Origin of the sequence: Nocardioides sp. zg-DK7169 (assembly GCF_013155365.1) — a bacterium.
GTDB lineage: Bacteria > Actinomycetota > Actinomycetes > Propionibacteriales > Nocardioidaceae > Nocardioides.
The window spans coordinates 203,314-221,947 of the sequence record NZ_JABJRA010000006.1; the positions used below are offsets into that span (position 1 = coordinate 203,314).

The following is an 18,634-nucleotide window of genomic DNA, read 5'->3' on the forward strand; positions in this document are numbered from 1 at the left end:
GATCTGTCCTACCGTTTGTCCCAGGTGCCACACAGTGCTTCGGAGAGCCGCCACAGCTCCTCCGCCTGGTCGGCAGCGACTGCGTGGGGCGCGGGGGTGTTCTCCGCGCAGTCGGAGAGATAGAGACCACCGCGGCCGTCAAGCTCGTGGCTGGTCGCCGCCCAGACGGAGGTGGCCGCTCCGTCCTGCACGGTCGAATACACCAGCGGCGGGGGCTTCTCGCCGCTGGGCGCCCCCGCGCGCTCCGCGACCAGCTGCTTCAGATGGCGCATGTCCTCACGGGTCATGTAGCGCCCGAGCGTGGTGTTCACGGTGCCCGGGTGTACGGCGAACGCGTGCACGCCGTACCTGCCGGACCGGCGCTCGAGCTCGACGGTGAACAGGATGTTCGCCGTCTTGGACGCCGCGTACGCGGCGAACTTGTCATAGGGCCGCCGCTCCCAGTTGGCGTCAGCCAGGTCGACGCCGTGGGCGCGGTGGCCGGCGCTGGAGAGGTTCACGACGCGTGCGCCCGATCCAGCCAGCAGCAGGGGCATGAGCTGCTTGGTCCACTCGAAGTGCCCGAGATGGTTGACCCCGAACTGCCACTCGAACCCGTCGCTGGTCCGTTCCAGCGGTGTGTACATGACCCCGGCGTTGCTGATCAGCACGTCGACCGACTCATACCGGTGCCGGACCTGCCCGGCGGCGCGGCGGACCTGCTCGAGGGACGCGAGGTCCAGCTCGAGCAGATCGAGTGACGCGTCCGACTGCCGTTCGAGGATCGTGGCCCGAGCGGCCTCGAGTCGCTCTTGGCCTCGACCGCACAACACGACATGGTGACCCTGTTCGGCCAGGCGAGCCGCGGTCTCCAGGCCCAGACCGGCGGTTGCACCGGTCACCACGTGTACGGCGGGCTCGGGCGGGCGGTTCGACGACATGCCGCCCATCCTCATGCTCCTCCGACCCAAGATGCCGGCCGCGGCCCGCTCAGTGGCCCCGGCTGCGGTTGTCCGCAGGTCGTGTGCTGGACGCGGGCTTGAGGTGCGCGCGGGTCCGCCCCTCACGAGCCCAGCTTCACCCACCGCCCCTCGGAGACCACCTCGACCACCCCGTCGACGACCTTGATCGCCGTCTGCTCGTCGATGACGTACGCCGGGGCGCCGAGCTCGGCGGCCCATCGCTCGGCCGCCTCCATGGTGTTGGTCGGGAAGAGGTCGAGGTGGGGGAAGATCGAGAAGTCGACAATCCCCAGGGTGCGGTCGTCCGGGGCGTCGGGCCACTCGACGAAGTCGTCGCCGATCCGCGGGGTGAGCACCATGCTGCCGGCGCTCACGCCGACCCAGACGGTGTCGGGGAGCGAGGGGAGCAGGTCGGCGAGCCCGGACTCCCGCATCCAGTGGCACAGGTAGGTGGCGTCGCCGCCGTCGACGAGCAGCACGTCGGCGTCGCGCACCCACGGCACCCAGCGGTCTGCGCCGATCGTGGGCAACGCGGTCAGCTCGAGGACCCCGAGCGAGGCCCACCCGAGACCGGTGAGGTGGCCGAAGCGCGAGTCGGGGGCCGCGGCCACCAGCCCCTGCACCGAGGAGGGGCGACACATCGGGTGCCCCCACTGCGCGGTGGGGATGACCAGCGCGTGCGACTCGGCGACGGGGTTGCCGAGCATCTTCTCGAGCTCGGCGTGGATGCTCGGGTTGGTGACACCGCCGGAGGTGAGCAACAGCTTCACGGATGACTCCTGGGACCTGGGAGGGGACGTGCGTGGAGACCCGGGACGGCGCAGGAACTCAGCGGCGCCGGTCGAGGGCGTCCGCGCCCGAGCGCTAGCCGGCCGGACGGACCGGCGTCACGTCGGCGGCCGCGTCGGGAGCCGCGTCCGGCGGGGTGTCGTCGGTGTCCTTGCCGTGCCAGTGCCGGGGGAGCCCCATGGCCGGGAGGATGATGAGGGCCATCAGCGCCCACGCCACCCAGAAGGCGAACCCGTAGGAGTCGGCGAGGAGCGGTCCGACCACCGGCATCTCCTGGCGCGGGATCGAGGAGAGCTCGGTGCTGCCGCCACCACTGCCGCGGCTCGCGGAGTCCACGCCGCGCTTGATGAGCTCGTGGGTGAAGTGGTGCGTCAGCGCGGTGACCAGCAGCGCGCTGCCGAGCGACGCGCCCACCTGCTGGGTGGCCGAGAGGGTGGGTGCGGCGCGGGACGCCCTGTCCTTCGTCAGCGTGCTGTACGCCGAGGAGATGGTCGGCATCATGACCGCGCCCAACCCGATGCCGCGCACGAACAGGGCGAGCGAGAGCCACCAGTAGGAGGTGTCCGTGCCGACCTGCGTGAACGGCAGGGTGCCGATGAGCGCGAGCACGACGCCGACGGGGACGACGTACCCCGCGCCGATCCGGTCGGTGAGCCGGCCGGTGAGGATGACGGCCACGACCGCGCCGAGGCCCTGGGGCGCCAGCAGCAGGCCCGCGTCGAGCGCCCCCTGGCCGCGCACGGTCTGGTAGTACAGCGGCAGCAGCAGCATCCCGCCGAACATGCCGATGCCGACCAGGAAGATCGCGACCGTGCTGCTCGCGAAGACCCGGTTGGTGAGCAGCCGGACGTCGATGATCGACGCCGGCCCGCGGATCAGGCTCCACGCGGTGTAGGCGACCAGCCCGACCCCACCGCCGATGAGCCAGCCGAGCACCCCCGCCTTGTCGAAGCCGCCCTGGGAGCTCGCCTCGGAGAGACCGTAGAGCAGGCTGGCGAGGCTGCCGGAGAGCAGCACGAGGCCGATGACGTCGAGCGCGCCCGCGTCGTCCTCGGGCCGGCCGCCGGGCAGCTTCCAGACCGCCAGCGCGATCGCGATGAGTCCGACGGGGACGTTGACGACGAAGATCCAGTGCCAGGTCGTGTACTCGACCAGCAGGCCGCCGAGCACGGGCCCGAAGACCGGGCCCAGCAGCATGGGGATGCCCAGGATGGACATGGCACTGCCCATCCGGTCCTGCCCCGCGGCCTTGGCGATCATCGCCTGCCCGGCGGGCAGGAGCATGCCGCCGCCGAGGCCCTGGAGAATGCGGAAGCCGATCAGGCTCTCGATGTTCCAGGCGGCCGCGCACAGTGCGGAGCCGAGCATGAACAAGGTCACCGCCATGATCCAGATCGTCTTCGACCCGAACCGGTCCATCGCCCAGCCGGTGATGGGGATGACCATGGCGACGGCGAGCAGGTAGCCGGTGACGACCCACTGCGTCTTGTTCAGCGAGGCGTCGAGGTCGGAGCTCAGCGTGTCGAGCGCGACGTTCACGATCGTGCTGTCGAGCACCGGCATCAGCATGCCGGCGACGACCACCAGACCGGTGACGAGGACCGCCCGCGGGATCCTGCCCGTCTCGTCGGAGGTGGTTGCCATGGAGGCTCCAGCCACTGGGGTTCAGGGGATGACCCGGGCGCACCCGGCCACCTGCCACGGTACGACCGTGAAGTGACCTTGGTCACGGCAGAACGGCGCTGCGGAGTGGGCAATCACGCACTTGCGCTCGACGCGGAACACCTGGGCCGCACCGGTGTTGTGCACGGGCATGGATCTCTTCACCCCCGTGACCCTCGGCGACCTCGAGCTGACCAACCGTCTCGCGATGGCGCCCCTGACCCGGATGCGCGCGGGCGCGAGCGGCGTACCGAACGACCTGCTCGTCGAGCACTATGCCCAGCGCGCCGGCCTCGGGCTGATCGTCACCGAGGGGACCTACCCCCGCCACGAGTCCCAGGGGTTCGTCGGCCAGCCCGGCATCGTGAACGACGAGCAGCAGGCCGGCTGGGCGCGGGTCGCCGAGGCGGTGCACGCCCGCGGCGGGCGGATCGTCCTGCAGGTGATGCACGCCGGCCGGGTCACCCACCCCGACGTCAACGGCGGGCGCCGGGTCGAGGCGCCGAGCGCCATCGCCATCCAGGGCGAGGGGCACACCGAGAAGGGCAAGCAGTCCTACCCGGTCCCGCACGCGCTCACCCTCGAGGAGGCCCAGGAGGTCAAGGCCGACTTCGTCGCCGCCTCCCGGCGCGCGATCGCCGCCGGTCTGGACGGCGTCGAGGTGCACGGCGCCAACGGCTACCTGCTCCACGAGTTCCTCTCGCCGGCCTCCAACCAGCGCACCGACCAGTACGGCGGCTCGCCCGAGGCCCGCGCCCGCTTCGTCGTCGAGGTCGTCACCGCCGTCGCCGAGGCCGTCGGCCCCGGCCGCGTCGGCCTGCGGCTCTCGCCCGAGCACAACATCCAGGACGCGCTGGAGACCGACCGTGACGACGTCCTGGCGACGTACGGTGCCCTGCTCGACCAGCTGCGCCCGCTCGGCCTGGCCTACCTCTCGCTGCTGCACGCCGAGCCCGCCGGCGACCTCGCCCAGGAGCTGCGCCGCCGCTTCGCCGGCCCGTTCATGGCCAACAGCGGCTTCGGGACGGTCACCACCCGCGAGGAGGCGGTGCAGCTGATCGAGGCCGCGCACGCCGACGTGGTGGCGGTCGGGCGCGCCGCGATCGCCAACCCCGACCTGGCCGAGCGCTGGCGCGGCGAGCACCCCGAGAACGCCCCGGACCCGGCGACCTTCTACGGCCCCGGCGCGGCCGGCTACACCGACTACCCGTTCCTCACCGCGTGAGCACCTGAGGGCCTGAGCGCATGGACGAGGAGATCGCGGAGACGCCGGGCGACACCCCCGCCCTGCGCGCCCTGACCGCGGCGGGCATCGCGCACACGGTGACCCGCCACGGCCCGGTCGGCTCCCTCGCGGAGGCGGCCGAGCGGCGCGGCGTCGAGCCCGGCGCGATCGTCAAGACGATGGTCGTACGCCGGGGAGCGGGTGACCACCTGTTCGTCCTGGTCCCCGGCGACCGGGCGATCTCGTGGCCCAAGCTGCGCGCGCTGCTCGGCGTGAAGCGGATGTCGATGCCCGACGCGGAGACCGCCCGGGAGGTGAGCGGCTACGAGCGCGGCACCATCACGCCGTTCGGTGCCGCGACCACGCTGCCGGTGGTCGCCGACGAGCGGATCGTGGGACGGACGATCTCCCTCGGCGGCGGCGCCCACGGCGTCGCCGCCACGCTCGCCGCCGACGACGTGATCGCCCACCTCGGGGCGCAGGTGGCCGACGTGACCGAGCCGGCCTGAGGGTGCGCCCTCGGCGCCGTACCGCACTTCGGGCATAGCGGCGGGGAGACCGCGCCGGGGCGCAGCGGCGTCCCTATCGTCCCACGACGCGCGCCGACGACGAACCGGAGGACGGCATGCACGCAGTGGTGGTCTACGAGAGCATGTGGGGCAACACCCGCGAGATCGCCGAAGCCGTGGCGCAGGGCCTCGGCGAGGGCACCCCCGTGATCGAGGTCGCCACGGCCCCCGCGCTGCCCGACGGCCTCGACCTGCTCGTGGTCGGTGGTCCGACCCATGCGTTCTCGATGTCGCGGCCCAGCACCCGGGAGGACGCCGGACAGCGCGGCGCCGGTGCGGATTCCTCGGCCCCCGGCCTGCGCGAGTGGCTGGCCGGTCTGCCCGGCGACTTCGCGGTGCCGATCGCCACCTTCGACACCCGGGTCCGCACCGTGCGGCACCTGCCCGGGTCCGCGGCGAAGGCCGCGAAGCGGGAGGTCGAGCGCCACCACCACGGCACGGTGGTGGACGCGGTGAGCTTCTACGTCCACGACGTCGCCGGGCCCCTCGAGGACGGCGAGCTTCAGCGGGCACGCGAGTGGGGAGCCGGCCTGGCGGCGGCGGGCATCGACGGGTCCTGACCCGGTGCTCCGCACCACCGCGCCAGCGCCTCGCGCAGCTCCGCCACCGCGGCGTCGGCCGGCTCGTCGATGCCTGCGGCCCACGCCACGTGGGCGTCCGGGCGCACCAGCAGGGCATCGGCTGGCCGGTCCTCGACGTGCGTGCGGCGGACCTCGACCCGGTGCCGCCACCCCTCGGCGGCGTCGAGCAGCTCGGGGCGGTCGGCGAGCAGGAGCAGCACCGGCCGGGCGCCGACCCGGAGCGCGGCGTCCGTCCCCGCGGCCATGTCCCGATCGAGCGCTACCGGCACGAACGCCCCCACGAGCGGGTGCCGCTCGTGGCCGGGCAGCGGGTAGCGGACGTCGGTGCCGGCCATCAGCGACCCCAGTCGGCGCAGCGGCTGCTCGTCGGTCAACAGCTCGCCCAGGAGCCCGCGCAGCGCCTGCGCGGCCGCGTCGTGGCCGCGCCGCAGCGCGACCTGCGCCTGGGTGTGCAGCATGGTCCGCTCGGCGGCGAGGCGACGCTCCTCGCCGTACCCCTCCAGCAGCCCGGGCGGTGCCCATCCGCCGACCTCGGCGCCCAGCCGCCAGGCCAGGGCGACGGCGTCGAGCAGGTCGACGTTGAGCGCCGCCCCCGGGGCCGGGAACAGGTGCGCGGCGTCCCCGGCCAGCAGCACCCGCCCCTCGCGGTACCGCTCGGCCTGACGGGCGTGGAAGGTGAAGCGGGTCAGCCGGATCGGCTCGCCCAACGGCAGGTCGACCCCCAGCACCCGCCGCACGCTGGCCCGCACCTCCTCGACGTCCATCGGCTCGTCGTCGTCGTGGGTGCCGGTGTCGGGCTCGCTGGTGAACACCCCGAGCACCCCGGGCTGCGCCGACCCGGCGGCGAACTCCCCGCGCTCGGTGCGGGTGAAGCCGAAGGCGATCCGGCCGACGCCGTCCACCTCCAGGTCCCCGGACTCGAGCAGCCGCACCGACGCGGGCATCGTGGTGGAGGCGAGGCGGTGCACCTCCGGGTACGTCGTGCCCGGGAAACCGATGCCGACCAGCTCGCGCACCCGGCTGCGCGCCCCGTCGCACCCCACGACGTACGACGCCCGCAGGCGGCTGGTCCCCTCCGGGCCGCGGACCTCGACCTCCACGCCCGCCTCGTCCTGGCGCAGGTCGACCACCTCGTGCCCGCGGCGCACCTGCGCGCCGAGCTCGCGGGCGAACCCCTCGAGCACCTCCTCGAGCAGCGGCTGCGGCAGCGGCAACGCGGCCATCGGCGGGTCCGGCAGGCGGCTGAGGTCCACGTGCATCCCGCCCCACGGGAAGTGCGGAGCCGGCCGCGGTGCCGTGCTCGCCGCCTCGAAGCGCGGCAGGTCGCCCCGCAGCTCCAGCAGGTCGAGGACCTGCCCGCTGAGCCCGCCCGCCTTCGCCACCTCCCGGATCCGCGGGTGCCGCTCCAGCACCACCACGTCCACGCCCGCCCGGCGCAGCTCCACCGCCAGCAGCAGGCCGGTCGGCCCGGCGCCCACCACGATCACGTCGGCATCCATTCCCACCACGTCCCGTCCCTCGCCCCGGGCGCCGGAGACGACGCCCTCGGCCGGCGATTCTTCGACGGCACGGGGGTCTTGCCGCAAGCCCCCGGAGCCGCTATACGTTGAAGAGGGAGAGGCGAGGGCCTCTCCTCCTCCATGTCCGGGACCCTCACCGCCCGCGCTAGTCGTGACCTGACCCACCGGGTGTCGCGCGAGGAGAGCGACGGCGCCCCGCGCTGACCCGCGCGGCCGCCACGGCGCCGTCGGCGCTCTGGCGTAGCGTCTCCGGTGTCGGCGCGGCGCCGGCACGGTCTGAGGAGAGGCGGCGGATGGACGAGCAGCGCGACGGGTTCGACCGGGAGGTCGACGACGCCTGGCGCCGGTTCCGCCGCGGCCTGGCCGACGACCTCGCGGCCCTGGAGGTCGGCCAGGCGGTGCACGTCGGGCTCCGCGAGGCCCAGACGGGTGCCGCAGCCGACGACCCGGCGTACGTCGTGTTCGTGCGCGAGGCCGGCGACCGGCTCCGCGTGGAGGCCGGGGGAGGCGAGCCGGACCCCCAGGAGATGCACGACCTGGGCTGGGGCCTGCCCGCCTTCCAGCCTGCCGGCGAGGCCGTGCACGAGCTGGTGGTGGCGGTGCGTGAGGTCGACCGCGTCGCCGCCCGCAGCATCGACACCCTGCGCGCCGTCCACGGGTGCCTGCATCCCGCGCTGCTCGAGGTCGAGGGCCTGGACTCCTGGACCGCCGCCCCCGAGCCCGCCGAGGCGCCGAGCGTCGACGAGCCGCTCGCGACGGTGCCCCTCGACGACGAGCACCTGCGCAACCTCGTCCACGACGCGCTGCGCCCGATGACCACCGAGCCGGTGCACACCGACGACGGCGACCTGGTGGTCCCGATCTCCGACGACAACGCGGTCGTGGTCCGGGTCCTGCACGACGAGCCCGCCCTCGACCTGCTCATGGAGGTGGTCTGCGACGTGGTCGACACCGACCGGCTCCCGCTCGAGCTGGAGCTGCTCAACCGCGACGCCACCCTCGGGCGCTACCTGTTCTGGGACGGCTCGGTGGTGATCACCCACCGGGTGGTCGCGATGCCGCTCGCCCCGGTGGCGCTGCGCGGGACCGTCGCGGTGCTGGTCGACGAGGTGGAACGGGTCGCGGCCGACCTGCACGCCCGTGTCGGCGGCCGGCTGCCGCTCGAGCGTGAGGTGAGCGCGCCGCGGCGGGCCCCGGCCCCGCTGCACCCCGCCGTGGCCACCGTGGCCGAGCTGCTCCAGGACGACCCGGACCTCTCGGTGGAGACCGTCGCCCACCTCTTCGGCCACGACCGCCACGAGCTCGTGCGCCAGCTCGTCGCGCTGCGCCGCGCCGAGCCCCCGCTGCCGGAGGCCGACCTGGCCCCGTTGCTCGCCCACCTGCGCCGCGCGCTGCGCCTGGTCGCCGACCGGGAGGCCGGGGTCCCCGCGCCGTCGCCCGGGCCCGGCCCGGCGTCCCACGAGCCGCCGGCCGGGGCGGTCGCTGCACCGCCGCCGGGCCCCGCGGAGGAGTCTGAAGGTTCCCTCAAGAAACCCTCAAGAACGAGCATCTCGGTTCGGATCGGGCCGGAGACGACGTAGAGTTTCTCTCGACCCCGCTGGTGACCCGAGACGCCAGCGGGGTCGCTCCATTTCTGCAGCAGTGCATCCGGCTCCGCCGGGGCGACCGGCCGGCGGTCCGCGGTCCTCGCCTCGGATTCGCCGCCGCACCGCGGCACTCAGGCGCGTTGCCGTGCGTTGATACCTTGAGGTTCACCAACGCAGCCGAGTCACGGCACAGCTTGCAAGGAGCAAATGACGCATGGACGTCCCCACCTGGGTCTGGGGCATCACGATGGCATCCATCGTGGGGCTGCTCGCCTTCGATTTCTTCTTCCATGTGCGCAAGGCACACGTGCCGACGCTCAAGGAAGCCTCGATCTGGTCGGCGATCTATGTCGGTCTCGCCCTCGTGTTCGGGTTGCTGGTGCTCGTCTTCGGCGGCACCACCATGGGCGGGGAGTACTTCGCCGGCTACATCACCGAGAAGGCCCTGTCGGTCGACAACCTGTTCGTGTTCCTCGTGATCATGGGCAGCTTCCGGGTCCCGCGTGAGGACCAGCAGAAGGTGCTGCTCTTCGGCATCGTGTTCGCCCTCATCGCGCGCTCGGCGTTCATCTTCGTGGGCGCGGCGCTGATCAACCAGTTCGCCTGGATCTTCTACCTCTTCGGCCTGATCCTGCTGCTGACCGCGGGCAACATGCTCAAGCACGACGAGGGCGGTGAGGAAGGGGCCGACAACTTCATCGTCAAGCTGGCGCGTCGCTTCCTGCACACCAGCGACCACTACGACGGCGACAAGCTGTTCACGATGGAGAACGGCAAGAAGGTCATGACGCCGATGCTCCTGGTCATGGTGGCCATCGGCGGCACCGACATCCTGTTCGCCCTGGACTCGATCCCGGCGATCTTCGGCCTGACCCAGAGCGCGTTCATCGTGTTCACGGCCACCGCCTTCAGCCTGATGGGCCTGCGCCAGCTCTTCTTCCTCATCGACGGGCTGCTCGACCGCCTCATCTACCTGTCCTACGGCCTCTCGGCGATCCTGGCCTTCATCGGCGTCAAGCTGATCCTGCACGCGCTGCACGAGAACAACGTGCCGCTCATCAACGACGGCGAGCACGTGAAGGTCTTCGAGATCACCACCGGCCTCTCGCTGACCGTGATCATCGGTGTCCTCGCGGTCACCGTCGTCGCGTCCCTGGTCAGCAAGAAGGGCAAGGCGATCACGGCCATCAACAACGCCCGCCGCCACGCCCAGGCCTACCTGGACGCGGAGTACACCCAGGACCCCGCCGAGCGCCAGCGCATCTACCAGGCCCTGCTCCGCGAGCGCGCGCAGATCATCGCGCTGGGCGACAAGTACCGCGAGCTCGTCCGCGAGGAGCGGCCCGACGCGCTCACCCTGCTCACCCAGGCGCGCGAGAGCCACGACACCGCCGTCGCCGCGGGGCGCGAGCGGCCCCAGAGCCTCGACGACCACGTCTGAGCGCAGGGCTCGCCGCACCGGCCGGGCCCACGCGCCTGCACCCTCGAACGGGGCCGCACTCCTTCCGGAGTGCGGCCCCGTCGCCAATCTGCGGGTCCCGCCGCGCGCGGGCGGTGCGGGTCGTAGCCTTGCGGAGCCATGCAGTGCCATCACTTCGACGCCGGACGCTGCCGCTCGTGCACGTGGATCGAGCGGCCCTATGCGACCCAGCTGGCGGACAAGGAGCGGCACTGCCGTGAGCTCCTCGGCCCCATGACCGGCCTCACCTGGCTGGAGCCGGTCGCCAGCGCCGAGTCGGCGTTCCGCAACAAGGCGAAGATGGTCGTCGCCGGAACCCTCCCCGAGCCGACCCTCGGCATCCTCGACCCCGTCGGCGGCGGGGTGGACCTGCGTGACTGCGGACTGCACGCGCCCCTGATCCAGGCCGCGCTGCCGGTGCTCGCGGACTTCGTCACCCACGCCGCGCTCACGCCGTACGACGTGCGGGCGCGGCGCGGCGAGCTCAAGCACCTGCTCGTCACCGCCTCGCCGGACGGCGAGCTGATGGTCCGCTTCGTGCTGCGCTCCACCGAGTCGCTGGCACGCATCCGCAAGCACCTGCCCGGCCTCCTGGAGCGGCTGCCCGCCCTGGCCGCGGCGTCGGTCAACCTCCAGCCGCACCACAAGGCGGTCCTCGAGGGAGCCGACGAGATCGCGCTCACCGAGCGCGAGACGCTGCCGATGGCGGTCAACGGCCTGGTCCTGCACCTGCGCCCGCAGAGCTTCTTCCAGACCAACACCGAGGTCGCCGCGGCGCTCTACCGCCAGGGACGCGAGTGGGTGGAGGAGGCGGCTCCGCGCACCGTCTGGGACCTCTACTGCGGGGTCGGCGGCTTCGCGCTGCACGTCGCGGCCCCCGGGCGCGAGGTCATCGGCGTGGAGACCAGCACCGAGGCGGTCGCGAGCGCGAGCCTCACCGCGACCGAGTCCGGCCTGGACGGCGTCCGCTTCGTCGCCGACGACGCGACGGCCTACGCCCTCGCGGCGCCGAGCACGCCAGACCTCGTCGTGGTGAACCCGCCCCGGCGGGGGATCGGCCCCGAGCTCGCCGGCTGGCTGGAGACCTCCGGGGTGCGCCACGTCGTCTACTCCAGCTGCAACGCCGTGAGCCTGGCCAAGGACCTGGCCGCGATGCCCTCGCTGCGCCCGGTGCGCGCGCGGGTGCTCGACATGTTCCCGCAGACCGCGCACTACGAGGTGATCGTCCTGCTCGAGCGCCGGCCGTGAGGCCCGTCGCCCGCGCTCGTTGCCCGGGCTGAGCCGTTGGTCGAGCCTGTCGAGACCGCCGACCAAAGTCGGATGCGGCCGCGTGCGGGTCCTCGCTAGCCTCCGTGCCGTGAGGTCGATCGGGAGACAGTGGCGCCGCGGCGTACGACGCGGGTCCTGGCGCGCCCTTCCGCCGGAGGAGAAGGCCCGCCGGCTCGCCGAGCTCCGCGCCCGGCACCAGGCCCAGATCGAGGTCGAGGCGCGGCGCCTGCGCCGCTGAGCGTCCCGGCGCCACACCCGCCGCGGGCGGAGAGGTCAGGCGCCCTCGGGCCCGGCCAGGATCGCGGCGAGCGCCGCGCGGTGGCGCGCGTAGGCCCGGCGCCCGACCGCGGTGATGCGGAACGTGGTGCTCGCCCCGCGCCCGCGTCCGGACTTCGTGGTCTCGACGTAGCCGGCCTTCTCCAGCGTCGCCATCTGCTTGGACAGGTCGGAGTCGCTGATGTCGAGGTGCTCGCGCAGGAACGTGAAGCTCACCGAGCTCGCGGAGGACAGCATCGCCATCGCCGCGAGCCGCTTGGGCGCGTGGATGACGGGGTCGAGGTCCTCGATCACGCGAGCCGCTCCCGGGTGCGCCGCGCTGCGGCGGCGTACGCACGCTCGTAGACGACGATCCCCGCGACGGTCGTGACGAAGGCGACGGGGGCGGCCAGGACGGGGCCGACCAGCCGCCAGGCCAGGGCGGTCGACCCGACGATGCCCACCAGCACCCCGGCGTAGCAGGCGAACGCGGGGCGGAACTCCCGCGGCGCGCGGCGCAGGTTGGGCATCGCGCCGTGGTGGCGGGAGTACCAGCTCAGGAACAGCCCGACGAGGGCCGCGAGTCCCACCATGCCCACGATCAGCCACACGCCGTGGCCCTCGCGCAGCGTCAGCAGCAGCACGTAGGCGGTGACCCAGACGCCCATCGCGGGCGGGTACCACCACGGGGTCGGCGGGTAGTCGGTGTACGGCGCCGCCTCGGCGCGCTCGGCGGCCCGCTGGGCCCGGACGAGCTCGGCACGATCAATGCTTTCCATGTTGGAAACCGTAGCGATCACTTTCCGGACTGGCAAGCGTTCGGGGGTGCGTGACGCTCTCCCTCGGGCACGACGTACCGTCTGTGTCGTGGCTGATGCGGACTACTGCGACCTGTGTGACCTCCCCCTCAGCACCTGCGTGCACGGCATGCCGAAGCCGGCGCCACTGCCCGACCCGCCGCCGAAGGTGAGCACGCCCCGCGTGCGGAGCACCCGCGTGCCCGGCACCCGCGAGGCCCCGCCGCGCGTCGTCCCGCGCAAGTGGACCCAGCCCCACGAGCTGGTGCCGCACGTGATCGCGGTGCTCGACGAGGCCGGCGGCGAGCTCGGCGCCGACGACATGTTCACCGCCCTCGAGGAGCGCCTGGTCGACGACCTCAAGCCCGGCGACCGCGAGAAGAACCCCCAGGGCGAGCTGCGCTGGCGCGCCGCCGCGCGCAAGGCGCGCAAGGAGCTCATCGACAGCGGCGTCCTGGTCGCCGCGGGCCCCGGGGTCTGGAAGCTGGCCTGACACGCACCGCGCGGCCGGCCACCCTCGGGTGATCGGCCGCGCGGCGTGCTGCTCGTTGCCGTCTCAGCGACGGTGGTGGTGCTTCGTGGACCTCTTCGCCTTGGCCCACACCAGCTCGGAGAGGCTGCCCGGCCCGAAGATCGGGCTGGTGACGAGGACGCGCCCGTCGGGGCCCACGTCCACGCCGGAGGTCAGCGTCAGCTGGTCACGCACGAGCTCGCGGACCTGGGTGCCGCCGGAGCGGGGGTGGGTGATCATGAACAGCCCCCCGACGTCCGCACCCTCGAGCCCCAGCTCGAAGGCCAGCCAGCTGGCCTTCGACAAGGTGGCGACGTAGATGGTGCCGCGTCGGTCGACCGCGAGGTCGACGATCGAGGTGAGCCCGTCGGCCTCCACGGTGCAGTCGCCCGTGTCGGGGCTCATCGGGTCGCAGGTCACGCCGGTGGCTCCGGGCTCGACGCGCCACACCTGGGAGGTCCCGGGGGTGGCCGGGAAGCCGCGCAGCTCGCCGATGTAGATCGCGCCGTCCGGGCCGACGTCGACCGAGGTGGTCACGGCCTCGCTGGGGATCTCGGTGCCCGGGGGCGGGAGCGGGTTGCCGTCGGGGTCGGTCGCCGGGAAGCCCTCGGGCACCGCGATCGTGCGCGGCAGGACCTCGGCGACGGTCGAGATGTCGCCCTCGTCGGTCACGTGCAGGACGTCGTTGCCGGCCGCGTCGGCCACCAGCACACCGCCGTCGGGGTGGGCGGCGAGGCCGTAGGGGTTGGACTCCTCGGGGACGCCCTCCACGTTCGAGGGGTCGGGGTCCTCGGCCTGGTAGGCGGCGATGTCGGCGAGCGCGGTCGGCTCGTCGTCGCCGGGTCGCCAGGTGTAGAGGGTCGCCCCTCCGGTGCCCGGCTCGCCGGCGCCGCTGAGCAGGTAGACGGTGCCGTCGGTGCCGACCGCCACGGCCGGTGCGACGCCGGCGGCGCCGGGCACGGTCCCGAGCTCGGTGACCCGGGTCCGCCTGCCCTTCGTGACGACGATGCTGAAGGTGCCGTCGCCCTCGGTGACCAGGGTGCGGCCCCGGCCCAGGCCCGCGACGCCGCGGGGACCCTCGAGGTCGGCGACGGTGCGCAGGTACGGCGCGGGCTTGTGGTGCCCGTGCCCATGCTTGTGGCCGTGGTGCCCGTGGCCGTGCTTGTGCCCGGGGTGGCTGTGGTGCTCGTGGTGTCCGTGGCCCGGGCCTCCGCCGGCGGAGGCGGCGGGCCCGGAGAACAGGGTGGTGGAGGCGAGAGCTGCGGCCGCGAGGGCCGCCACGACGGTGCGTGTCGAGGGGGATCGGTGCTGGTGCATGGGGGTGTCCTCTGGTCTCGGGGGTCCTCGGTGACCCCTTTGCCACGCAAGCCCACCCCCGCCCGGAGCGTCATCACCAACATTGGTCGTTGTCCCTGGGCCCCGTCGGCGCGCGAACGCCGACGCGGCCCGCCCCCTCGGGGACGGGCCGCGCCGGGATGCTCAGCGGGGTGCGGCGCTCAGCGCTCGACCACCACGTGCTCGTTCGGGACGCAGTGCGTCATGGTGATGCCCTCGACGTCGCGCGGCCCGTTCTTGCCGAGGTTCGCGGCTCGGGCCTGCTCCTCCTCGCTGAGGGTCTGGGTCGCCAGCGGCGGCAGCCCCCGGACGTCGTCGGCGCTGATGCCGAGGCCGTCGCCGACGCGCTGGCCCAGCTCGTCGTCGCACATGAAGAAGTGCCAGACCATCCGCTCCTGGACCTCACGGGTGGCCTCGGAGACGTTGGCGACGAAGTTGGCGACCAGGTCGTCCTTCTCCCACTGCTCCATCAGCTGGTAGCGCTGACCGGCCTGCTTGTAGTCGTTGGTGCGGGGGAGACGGGCGCGGGTGAGCGGGCCGTTGATCTCGTGATGGCTCTCCACGGGCCCGGGCTTGTCCGCCTCCTGCAGGCCGCCCATGGTCGAGGGCTCGTAGTTGACGTGCGGGTTCTGCCCGGGCGCCAGGTCCACCTGGTAGCTCATCTCGCCGCCGCGCTGGTTGGTGTGGACCGTGGCGTTCTTGGGCGAGTTGACCGGCAGCTGGAGGTAGTTCGGGCCCACCCGGTAGCGCTGGGTGTCGCTGTAGGAGAAGGTCCGCCCGACCAGCATCTTGTCGTCGGAGAAGTCCAGGCCGTCGACGAGGACGCCGGTGCCGAACGCGATCTGCTCGTTCTGGTTGTGGTGGTCGCTGACGTTGGAGGTCAGCGTCATCGTCCCCACGTGGTAGGGCTCGAAGAGCTCCTCCGGCCACACCTTGGTGTCGTCCAGCGGGTCGAAGTCGAGCTCGGGGTGCTCGTGGTCCTCCATCAGCTGCACGTAGAGGTCCCACTGGGGGTGCTCGCCGCGCTCGATCGCCTCGTAGAGGTCCTTCGAGGCGTGCCCGAGGTCGCCGGCCTGGATGTTCGCGGCGTCGGCCTCGGTCAGGGACTTCACCCCCTGCTTGGGGTACCAGTGGTACTTGACCAGGTGGGAGACGCCCTCGGCGTTGACCCACTTGTAGGTGTTCACGCCGAAGCCCTGCATGTGGCGGTAGTCCGACGGGATCCCGCGGGGGCTGAAGAGGTTCACCAGCATGTGCATCGACTCCGGGGTCTGCGACATGAAGTCGAAGATCCGGGCCGGCTCCTGGCGGAAGGTCACCGGGTCCGGCTTGAGGGAGTGGATGACGTCGGGGAACTTGATGGCGTCGCGGATGAAGAAGACGCCGAGGTTGTTGCCGACGAGGTCCCAGTTGCCGTCCTCGGTGTAGAACTTCACCGCGAAGCCGCGCGGGTCGCGCGCCGCCTCGGAGGAGTCGCGGCCCCCGATCACGGTGGAGAAGCGGATCGCGAGGTCGGTGCGCTTCCCGGCCTGGAGCACCTTGGCCCGGGTGTAGCGCTCGATCGGCTCCCCGTTGACGGTGCCGGTCGCCTCGAAGTGGCCGAAGGCGACCGCGCCGCGGGCGTGGACCACCCGCTCGGGGATCCGCTCGCGGTCGAAGTGGGAGACCTTTTCCAAGAAGTGGTAGTTCTCCAGCGTCGCGGGCCCGCGGGCCCCGACGGTGCGCTGGTTCTGGTTGTCGTAGACGGGGTGACCCTGGCGGGTCGTGAGCTTGCGCTCGTCGCTCATGGCGTCGTCCTTCCGGTGCTGGTCGTGGATGTCCTGTCCGAGTCTGTGCGGAGGTCGCTGGGCCGGCCGTGGGACTGGCCGTGGGACTGGCCGTGGGACTGGCCGAGGGGGTGGTCGTCGGGCGCGGACGCGCACGCCGCGCACAGGCCCCAGAACACGATCTCGGCCTCGTCGAGGACGAAGCCGTGGGTGTCGTCCGGGGTCAGGCAGGGCGCGGAACCGGTCGCGCAGTCGAGGTCGCTGACGACCCCGCAGGAGCGGCAGGTGACGTGGTGGTGGTTGTCGCCCACGCGGCTCTCGTAGCGCGACCCCGAGCCCGGCAGGTCGAGGCGGCGTACCGCCCCGATCCGGGTCAGCGCCTCCAGGCAGTCGTACACACCCTGGGTGGAGACCTTGCCGATCCGCGCCCGCACCCGGTCGGCCACCTGCGCGACCACCAGGTGCTCGTGGGTGCGCTGGGCGTCGTCGAGCACGGACAGGACCGCCACCCGGGGGCGGGTGACGCGGAGTCCGGCTGCGCGCAGCCGGTCTTCGGGGCGGATCATCATTTGGCGGTACCCGTCTGGAACCACTCCAAACAAGGCGGCCGCGCTGGAGGCTGTCCGAGGGGTCAGGTGTCGCGCAGCTCGTAGAGGCGGCGCCCGCTGGGGACCACGTCGATGTCGCGGTCGGCGCCCATCCGCCGCACCGAGGCCATCAGCGCGCGGACCCGGCGCGCGAGCTCCGCGTCGTCGCCCTCGCTGCCGTGGAAGGCGTGCCGGTCGTGGACCGCCTCCGGGACGAACAGCTCCTCCACCACGGCGGCCACGTCGGTCCCCTCGGGGGTGAGGCAGCCCCGCACGATGTTCTGCACGTAACCGAACGTCGCCTGGGTGCGGATCGCGACGCCGGTGTGGTCGACCTGCCAGATCCGCAGCCACTCCTCGTAGGGCAGCTCCTCGGGACGGCGCAGCAGCGCCACCTGGGCCAGCGCGTCGGCCCGGCTCCCGTCCCACGTCTCGGGCGGGTCCAGACGACGGCGCTCCTCGACGCGCCAACCGTCGACCCGGTCGACCCCGGCCACGCCGCAGAGCGCGGCGGTGAGCAGGTCGGCATCGGGGTCCTCGCCCCACACGCTCACGACCGCGCCGACGTGGGCGCCGCCCGAGGCGATCCGCATGGCGTCGGTGACCTCCTCGTCGTCGAGGTTGAGCTGGAGCCGCTCGGCGCCGGCGTCGCGGAGCCGGTCGTGCAGCCGCGGGGCGCGCAGCACCGAGGACAGGTCGCGGCCCCGCACGGCGTACATCAGCTTGGTCATGGCGGTGACCGTAGCGTCTCGCGGGCGTCGGCGTGGCTCCACAGCGCAGGACGGCGGACGGTTCGACGGGCACCGACGCCGGGAAGGGTGGGGGACAGCGTCCTCTCGGACGACGCCGGACCCAGGAGTCGCCGTGCCCCATCCGTTCGACCTCCCGCAGCGCCTGTGCCTCACGCCCGCCTTCGACGCCCGCGAGCGCGCGGTGCTGGCGGGGTTCGCCACCGGTGCCGTCCGGAGGGTCTGGCCCGGTCAGCCCGGTGCGCGCTCCCCGTGGACGGTCTGCGCGGACGGCTGTTGCCTGATGCTGAGCGACCGGGTCGGGCCGGACACAGCGGCGCTCTGGCTGCGCTTCCTGCTGCGCGAGCTCGTCGCCCCGCGCTCGGAGGCGGCGCGTCGACGCGCCGAGGCCGCCGGCCTGGTGCCGCACCGGGTGGACGGTCGGGTGCTCGTCGCCCGCGACCAAGGCGAGCCCGGGGAGGCAGGGGAGCCGCGGGGCGCCGCGGGCGCGGGTCCGCCGCGGCTGATCCGGGTCGCCGACAGCCGGGTGCGTGAGCTGGCGCTCGACGACGAGCTCGTGGCGCTCGACGAGCGCCGTCGCCCGGCCGGCCGGGCCGAGGTCGTCGACCTGGGGCGCCACCGGGTGGGGGAGGAGCCGGACTGAGCCGCGTCGCCCAGCCGGCCGCCCGGCCGGATCAGCGGAGGTCGGTCCCTCTCTCGGCGCGGTGCGCCAGGACGGCGTCCATCCAGAAGCGCAGCTCGTGGTCCTTGCCGAGCGCCTCCCGGTCGACGGCGATCCACCCCTCGCCCATCGAGCGGCCCGCGCCCATCTCGGCCCGGCGCGCGCCGGGTGCCCCGAGGTAGTCGGCGTCCCGGCCGGGCGACACCCGCACGAGCAGCGCGCCGCCGCCGGCCGAGACGCAGGCGACCATCGCGTCGTCGACCATGAACGCGAGACCCCCGAACATCTTCACCTCGCGGACGTCCCCCGCCCCGGCCACGGCGTCGCGGACCCGCGCGGCGAGCTCGGCGTCGTGGGCCACGGCGGTCTCCT

21 protein-coding genes are annotated in these 18,634 nt (G+C 73.1%); 9 read left to right on the forward strand and 12 right to left on the reverse strand.

The annotated features are described in order from the left end of the window. Positions 1 to 8 precede the first annotated feature (8 nt). The 4 genes from HOQ23_RS11730 to HOQ23_RS11745 all read right to left on the reverse strand — a co-directional run bounded on the left by HOQ23_RS11730 (position 9) and on the right by HOQ23_RS11745 (position 3,545). Positions 9 to 929, reverse strand: coding sequence for an SDR family NAD(P)-dependent oxidoreductase (locus HOQ23_RS11730; protein ID WP_172214771.1), 921 nt, complete (start codon positions 927 to 929; stop codon positions 9 to 11). Between the two features lie 113 nt (positions 930 to 1,042). Next, on the reverse strand, positions 1,043 to 1,711 hold the full coding sequence (locus HOQ23_RS11735) for a Type 1 glutamine amidotransferase-like domain-containing protein (protein ID WP_172214772.1): 669 nt from the start codon (positions 1,709 to 1,711) through the stop codon (positions 1,043 to 1,045). A 94-nt stretch (positions 1,712 to 1,805) separates the two neighbouring features. Continuing rightward, on the reverse strand, positions 1,806 to 3,374 hold the full coding sequence (locus HOQ23_RS11740) for an MDR family MFS transporter (protein WP_172214773.1): 1,569 nt from the start codon (positions 3,372 to 3,374) through the stop codon (positions 1,806 to 1,808). A gap of 21 nt (positions 3,375 to 3,395) precedes the next feature. Continuing rightward, positions 3,396 to 3,545 carry a hypothetical protein gene (locus tag HOQ23_RS11745; RefSeq protein ID WP_172214774.1) on the reverse strand — a complete coding sequence of 50 codons (150 nt, stop codon included), beginning with the start codon at positions 3,543 to 3,545 and terminating at the stop codon, positions 3,396 to 3,398. Here HOQ23_RS11745 and HOQ23_RS11750 point away from each other — a divergent pair. From HOQ23_RS11750 to HOQ23_RS11760, 3 genes are all read left to right on the forward strand, one after another. Beyond that, entirely contained in the window at positions 3,544 to 4,617 is a 1,074-nt protein-coding gene (locus tag HOQ23_RS11750) for an alkene reductase (RefSeq protein WP_172214775.1), read from the forward strand. The genes HOQ23_RS11745 and HOQ23_RS11750 overlap by 2 nt on opposite strands. A gap of 20 nt (positions 4,618 to 4,637) precedes the next feature. After that, positions 4,638 to 5,126, forward strand: a complete 489-nt coding sequence (locus HOQ23_RS11755; protein ID WP_172214776.1) for an aminoacyl-tRNA deacylase — start codon at positions 4,638 to 4,640, stop codon at positions 5,124 to 5,126. A 116-nt stretch (positions 5,127 to 5,242) separates the two neighbouring features. Then, complete coding sequence (locus HOQ23_RS11760) at positions 5,243 to 5,746, forward strand: hypothetical protein (protein WP_172214777.1); 504 nt, start codon at positions 5,243 to 5,245, stop codon at positions 5,744 to 5,746. On the opposite strand, the gene HOQ23_RS11765 is transcribed toward HOQ23_RS11760, so the two are convergent. After that, complete coding sequence (locus HOQ23_RS11765; protein WP_172214896.1) at positions 5,689 to 7,266, reverse strand: FAD-dependent oxidoreductase; 1,578 nt, start codon at positions 7,264 to 7,266, stop codon at positions 5,689 to 5,691. The two genes, HOQ23_RS11760 and HOQ23_RS11765, sit on opposite strands and share 58 nt — an antisense overlap. 314 nt (positions 7,267 to 7,580) lie before the next feature. On the opposite strand from HOQ23_RS11765, the gene HOQ23_RS11770 reads away from it, so the two are divergent. The 4 genes from HOQ23_RS11770 to HOQ23_RS11785 all read left to right on the forward strand — a co-directional run bounded on the left by HOQ23_RS11770 (position 7,581) and on the right by HOQ23_RS11785 (position 11,839). Further along, on the forward strand, positions 7,581 to 8,867 hold the full coding sequence (locus tag HOQ23_RS11770; protein ID WP_172214778.1) for a hypothetical protein: 1,287 nt from the start codon (positions 7,581 to 7,583) through the stop codon (positions 8,865 to 8,867). Positions 8,868 to 9,087: 220 nt separating this feature from the next. Next, positions 9,088 to 10,314, forward strand: a complete 1,227-nt coding sequence (locus tag HOQ23_RS11775) for a TerC family protein (RefSeq protein ID WP_172214779.1) — start codon at positions 9,088 to 9,090, stop codon at positions 10,312 to 10,314. Positions 10,315 to 10,452: 138 nt separating this feature from the next. After that, complete coding sequence (gene rlmC / locus HOQ23_RS11780; RefSeq protein WP_172214780.1) at positions 10,453 to 11,580, forward strand: 23S rRNA (uracil(747)-C(5))-methyltransferase RlmC; 1,128 nt, start codon at positions 10,453 to 10,455, stop codon at positions 11,578 to 11,580. A 109-nt stretch (positions 11,581 to 11,689) separates the two neighbouring features. Next, positions 11,690 to 11,839 (forward strand): hypothetical protein, encoded by a 150-nt coding sequence (locus HOQ23_RS11785; protein ID WP_172214781.1) that lies wholly within the window; start codon positions 11,690 to 11,692, stop codon positions 11,837 to 11,839. A gap of 35 nt (positions 11,840 to 11,874) precedes the next feature. Here the strand turns inward: HOQ23_RS11785 and HOQ23_RS11790 are convergent, their stop codons facing one another. Next, positions 11,875 to 12,171 (reverse strand): transcriptional regulator, encoded by a 297-nt coding sequence (locus HOQ23_RS11790; protein ID WP_172214782.1) that lies wholly within the window; start codon positions 12,169 to 12,171, stop codon positions 11,875 to 11,877. Next, positions 12,168 to 12,635 carry a hypothetical protein gene (locus HOQ23_RS11795; RefSeq protein WP_172214783.1) on the reverse strand — a complete coding sequence of 156 codons (468 nt, stop codon included), beginning with the start codon at positions 12,633 to 12,635 and terminating at the stop codon, positions 12,168 to 12,170. The genes HOQ23_RS11790 and HOQ23_RS11795 overlap by 4 nt, the downstream gene beginning before the upstream one ends. Positions 12,636 to 12,723: 88 nt before the next feature. On the opposite strand from HOQ23_RS11795, the gene HOQ23_RS11800 reads away from it, so the two are divergent. Continuing rightward, positions 12,724 to 13,146, forward strand: a complete 423-nt coding sequence (locus tag HOQ23_RS11800) for a hypothetical protein (RefSeq protein WP_172214784.1) — start codon at positions 12,724 to 12,726, stop codon at positions 13,144 to 13,146. Between the two features lie 63 nt (positions 13,147 to 13,209). On the opposite strand, the gene HOQ23_RS11805 is transcribed toward HOQ23_RS11800, so the two are convergent. The 4 genes from HOQ23_RS11805 to HOQ23_RS11820 all read right to left on the reverse strand — a co-directional run bounded on the left by HOQ23_RS11805 (position 13,210) and on the right by HOQ23_RS11820 (position 17,583). Further along, positions 13,210 to 14,481, reverse strand: a complete 1,272-nt coding sequence (locus HOQ23_RS11805; RefSeq protein WP_172214785.1) for a ScyD/ScyE family protein — start codon at positions 14,479 to 14,481, stop codon at positions 13,210 to 13,212. A 179-nt stretch (positions 14,482 to 14,660) separates the two neighbouring features. Further along, positions 14,661 to 16,286, reverse strand: a complete 1,626-nt coding sequence (locus tag HOQ23_RS11810) for a catalase (RefSeq protein ID WP_172214786.1) — start codon at positions 16,284 to 16,286, stop codon at positions 14,661 to 14,663. Next, entirely contained in the window at positions 16,283 to 16,831 is a 549-nt protein-coding gene (locus tag HOQ23_RS11815; RefSeq protein WP_172214787.1) for a Fur family transcriptional regulator, read from the reverse strand. The genes HOQ23_RS11810 and HOQ23_RS11815 overlap by 4 nt, the downstream gene beginning before the upstream one ends. A gap of 65 nt (positions 16,832 to 16,896) precedes the next feature. Then, positions 16,897 to 17,583, reverse strand: a complete 687-nt coding sequence (locus HOQ23_RS11820) for a hypothetical protein (protein ID WP_172214788.1) — start codon at positions 17,581 to 17,583, stop codon at positions 16,897 to 16,899. Positions 17,584 to 17,716: 133 nt separating this feature from the next. Between HOQ23_RS11820 and HOQ23_RS11825 the strand changes: the two genes are divergently transcribed. After that, positions 17,717 to 18,244, forward strand: coding sequence for a hypothetical protein (locus HOQ23_RS11825; RefSeq protein WP_172214789.1), 528 nt, complete (start codon positions 17,717 to 17,719; stop codon positions 18,242 to 18,244). A 31-nt stretch (positions 18,245 to 18,275) separates the two neighbouring features. Here HOQ23_RS11825 and HOQ23_RS11830 read toward each other — a convergent pair whose 3' ends face one another. Continuing rightward, entirely contained in the window at positions 18,276 to 18,623 is a 348-nt protein-coding gene (locus HOQ23_RS11830; RefSeq protein WP_216654122.1) for a TfoX/Sxy family protein, read from the reverse strand. Between the last annotated feature and the right edge of the window lie 11 nt (positions 18,624 to 18,634).

What these genes read in the sequence shown, in the direction of transcription:
- HOQ23_RS11730 (WP_172214771.1), bottom strand. Translation starts at nt 929, where the DNA reads ATGGGCGGCATGTCGTCGAACCGCCCGCCCGAGCCCGCCGTACACGTG.
- HOQ23_RS11740 (WP_172214773.1), bottom strand. Translation starts at nt 3,374, where the DNA reads ATGGCAACCACCTCCGACGAGACGGGCAGGATCCCGCGGGCGGTCCTC.
- HOQ23_RS11750 (WP_172214775.1), top strand. Translation starts at nt 3,544, where the DNA reads ATGGATCTCTTCACCCCCGTGACCCTCGGCGACCTCGAGCTGACCAAC.
- HOQ23_RS11745 (WP_172214774.1), bottom strand. Translation starts at nt 3,545, where the DNA reads ATGCCCGTGCACAACACCGGTGCGGCCCAGGTGTTCCGCGTCGAGCGC.
- HOQ23_RS11755 (WP_172214776.1), top strand. Translation starts at nt 4,638, where the DNA reads ATGGACGAGGAGATCGCGGAGACGCCGGGCGACACCCCCGCCCTGCGC.
- HOQ23_RS11760 (WP_172214777.1), top strand. Translation starts at nt 5,243, where the DNA reads ATGCACGCAGTGGTGGTCTACGAGAGCATGTGGGGCAACACCCGCGAG.
- HOQ23_RS11765 (WP_172214896.1), bottom strand. Translation starts at nt 7,266, where the DNA reads ATGGATGCCGACGTGATCGTGGTGGGCGCCGGGCCGACCGGCCTGCTG.
- HOQ23_RS11770 (WP_172214778.1), top strand. Translation starts at nt 7,581, where the DNA reads ATGGACGAGCAGCGCGACGGGTTCGACCGGGAGGTCGACGACGCCTGG.
- HOQ23_RS11775 (WP_172214779.1), top strand. Translation starts at nt 9,088, where the DNA reads ATGGACGTCCCCACCTGGGTCTGGGGCATCACGATGGCATCCATCGTG.
- rlmC (WP_172214780.1), top strand. Translation starts at nt 10,453, where the DNA reads ATGCAGTGCCATCACTTCGACGCCGGACGCTGCCGCTCGTGCACGTGG.
- HOQ23_RS11795 (WP_172214783.1), bottom strand. Translation starts at nt 12,635, where the DNA reads ATGGAAAGCATTGATCGTGCCGAGCTCGTCCGGGCCCAGCGGGCCGCC.
- HOQ23_RS11805 (WP_172214785.1), bottom strand. Translation starts at nt 14,481, where the DNA reads ATGCACCAGCACCGATCCCCCTCGACACGCACCGTCGTGGCGGCCCTC.
- HOQ23_RS11810 (WP_172214786.1), bottom strand. Translation starts at nt 16,286, where the DNA reads ATGAGCGACGAGCGCAAGCTCACGACCCGCCAGGGTCACCCCGTCTAC.
- HOQ23_RS11815 (WP_172214787.1), bottom strand. Translation starts at nt 16,831, where the DNA reads ATGATCCGCCCCGAAGACCGGCTGCGCGCAGCCGGACTCCGCGTCACC.
- HOQ23_RS11820 (WP_172214788.1), bottom strand. Translation starts at nt 17,583, where the DNA reads ATGACCAAGCTGATGTACGCCGTGCGGGGCCGCGACCTGTCCTCGGTG.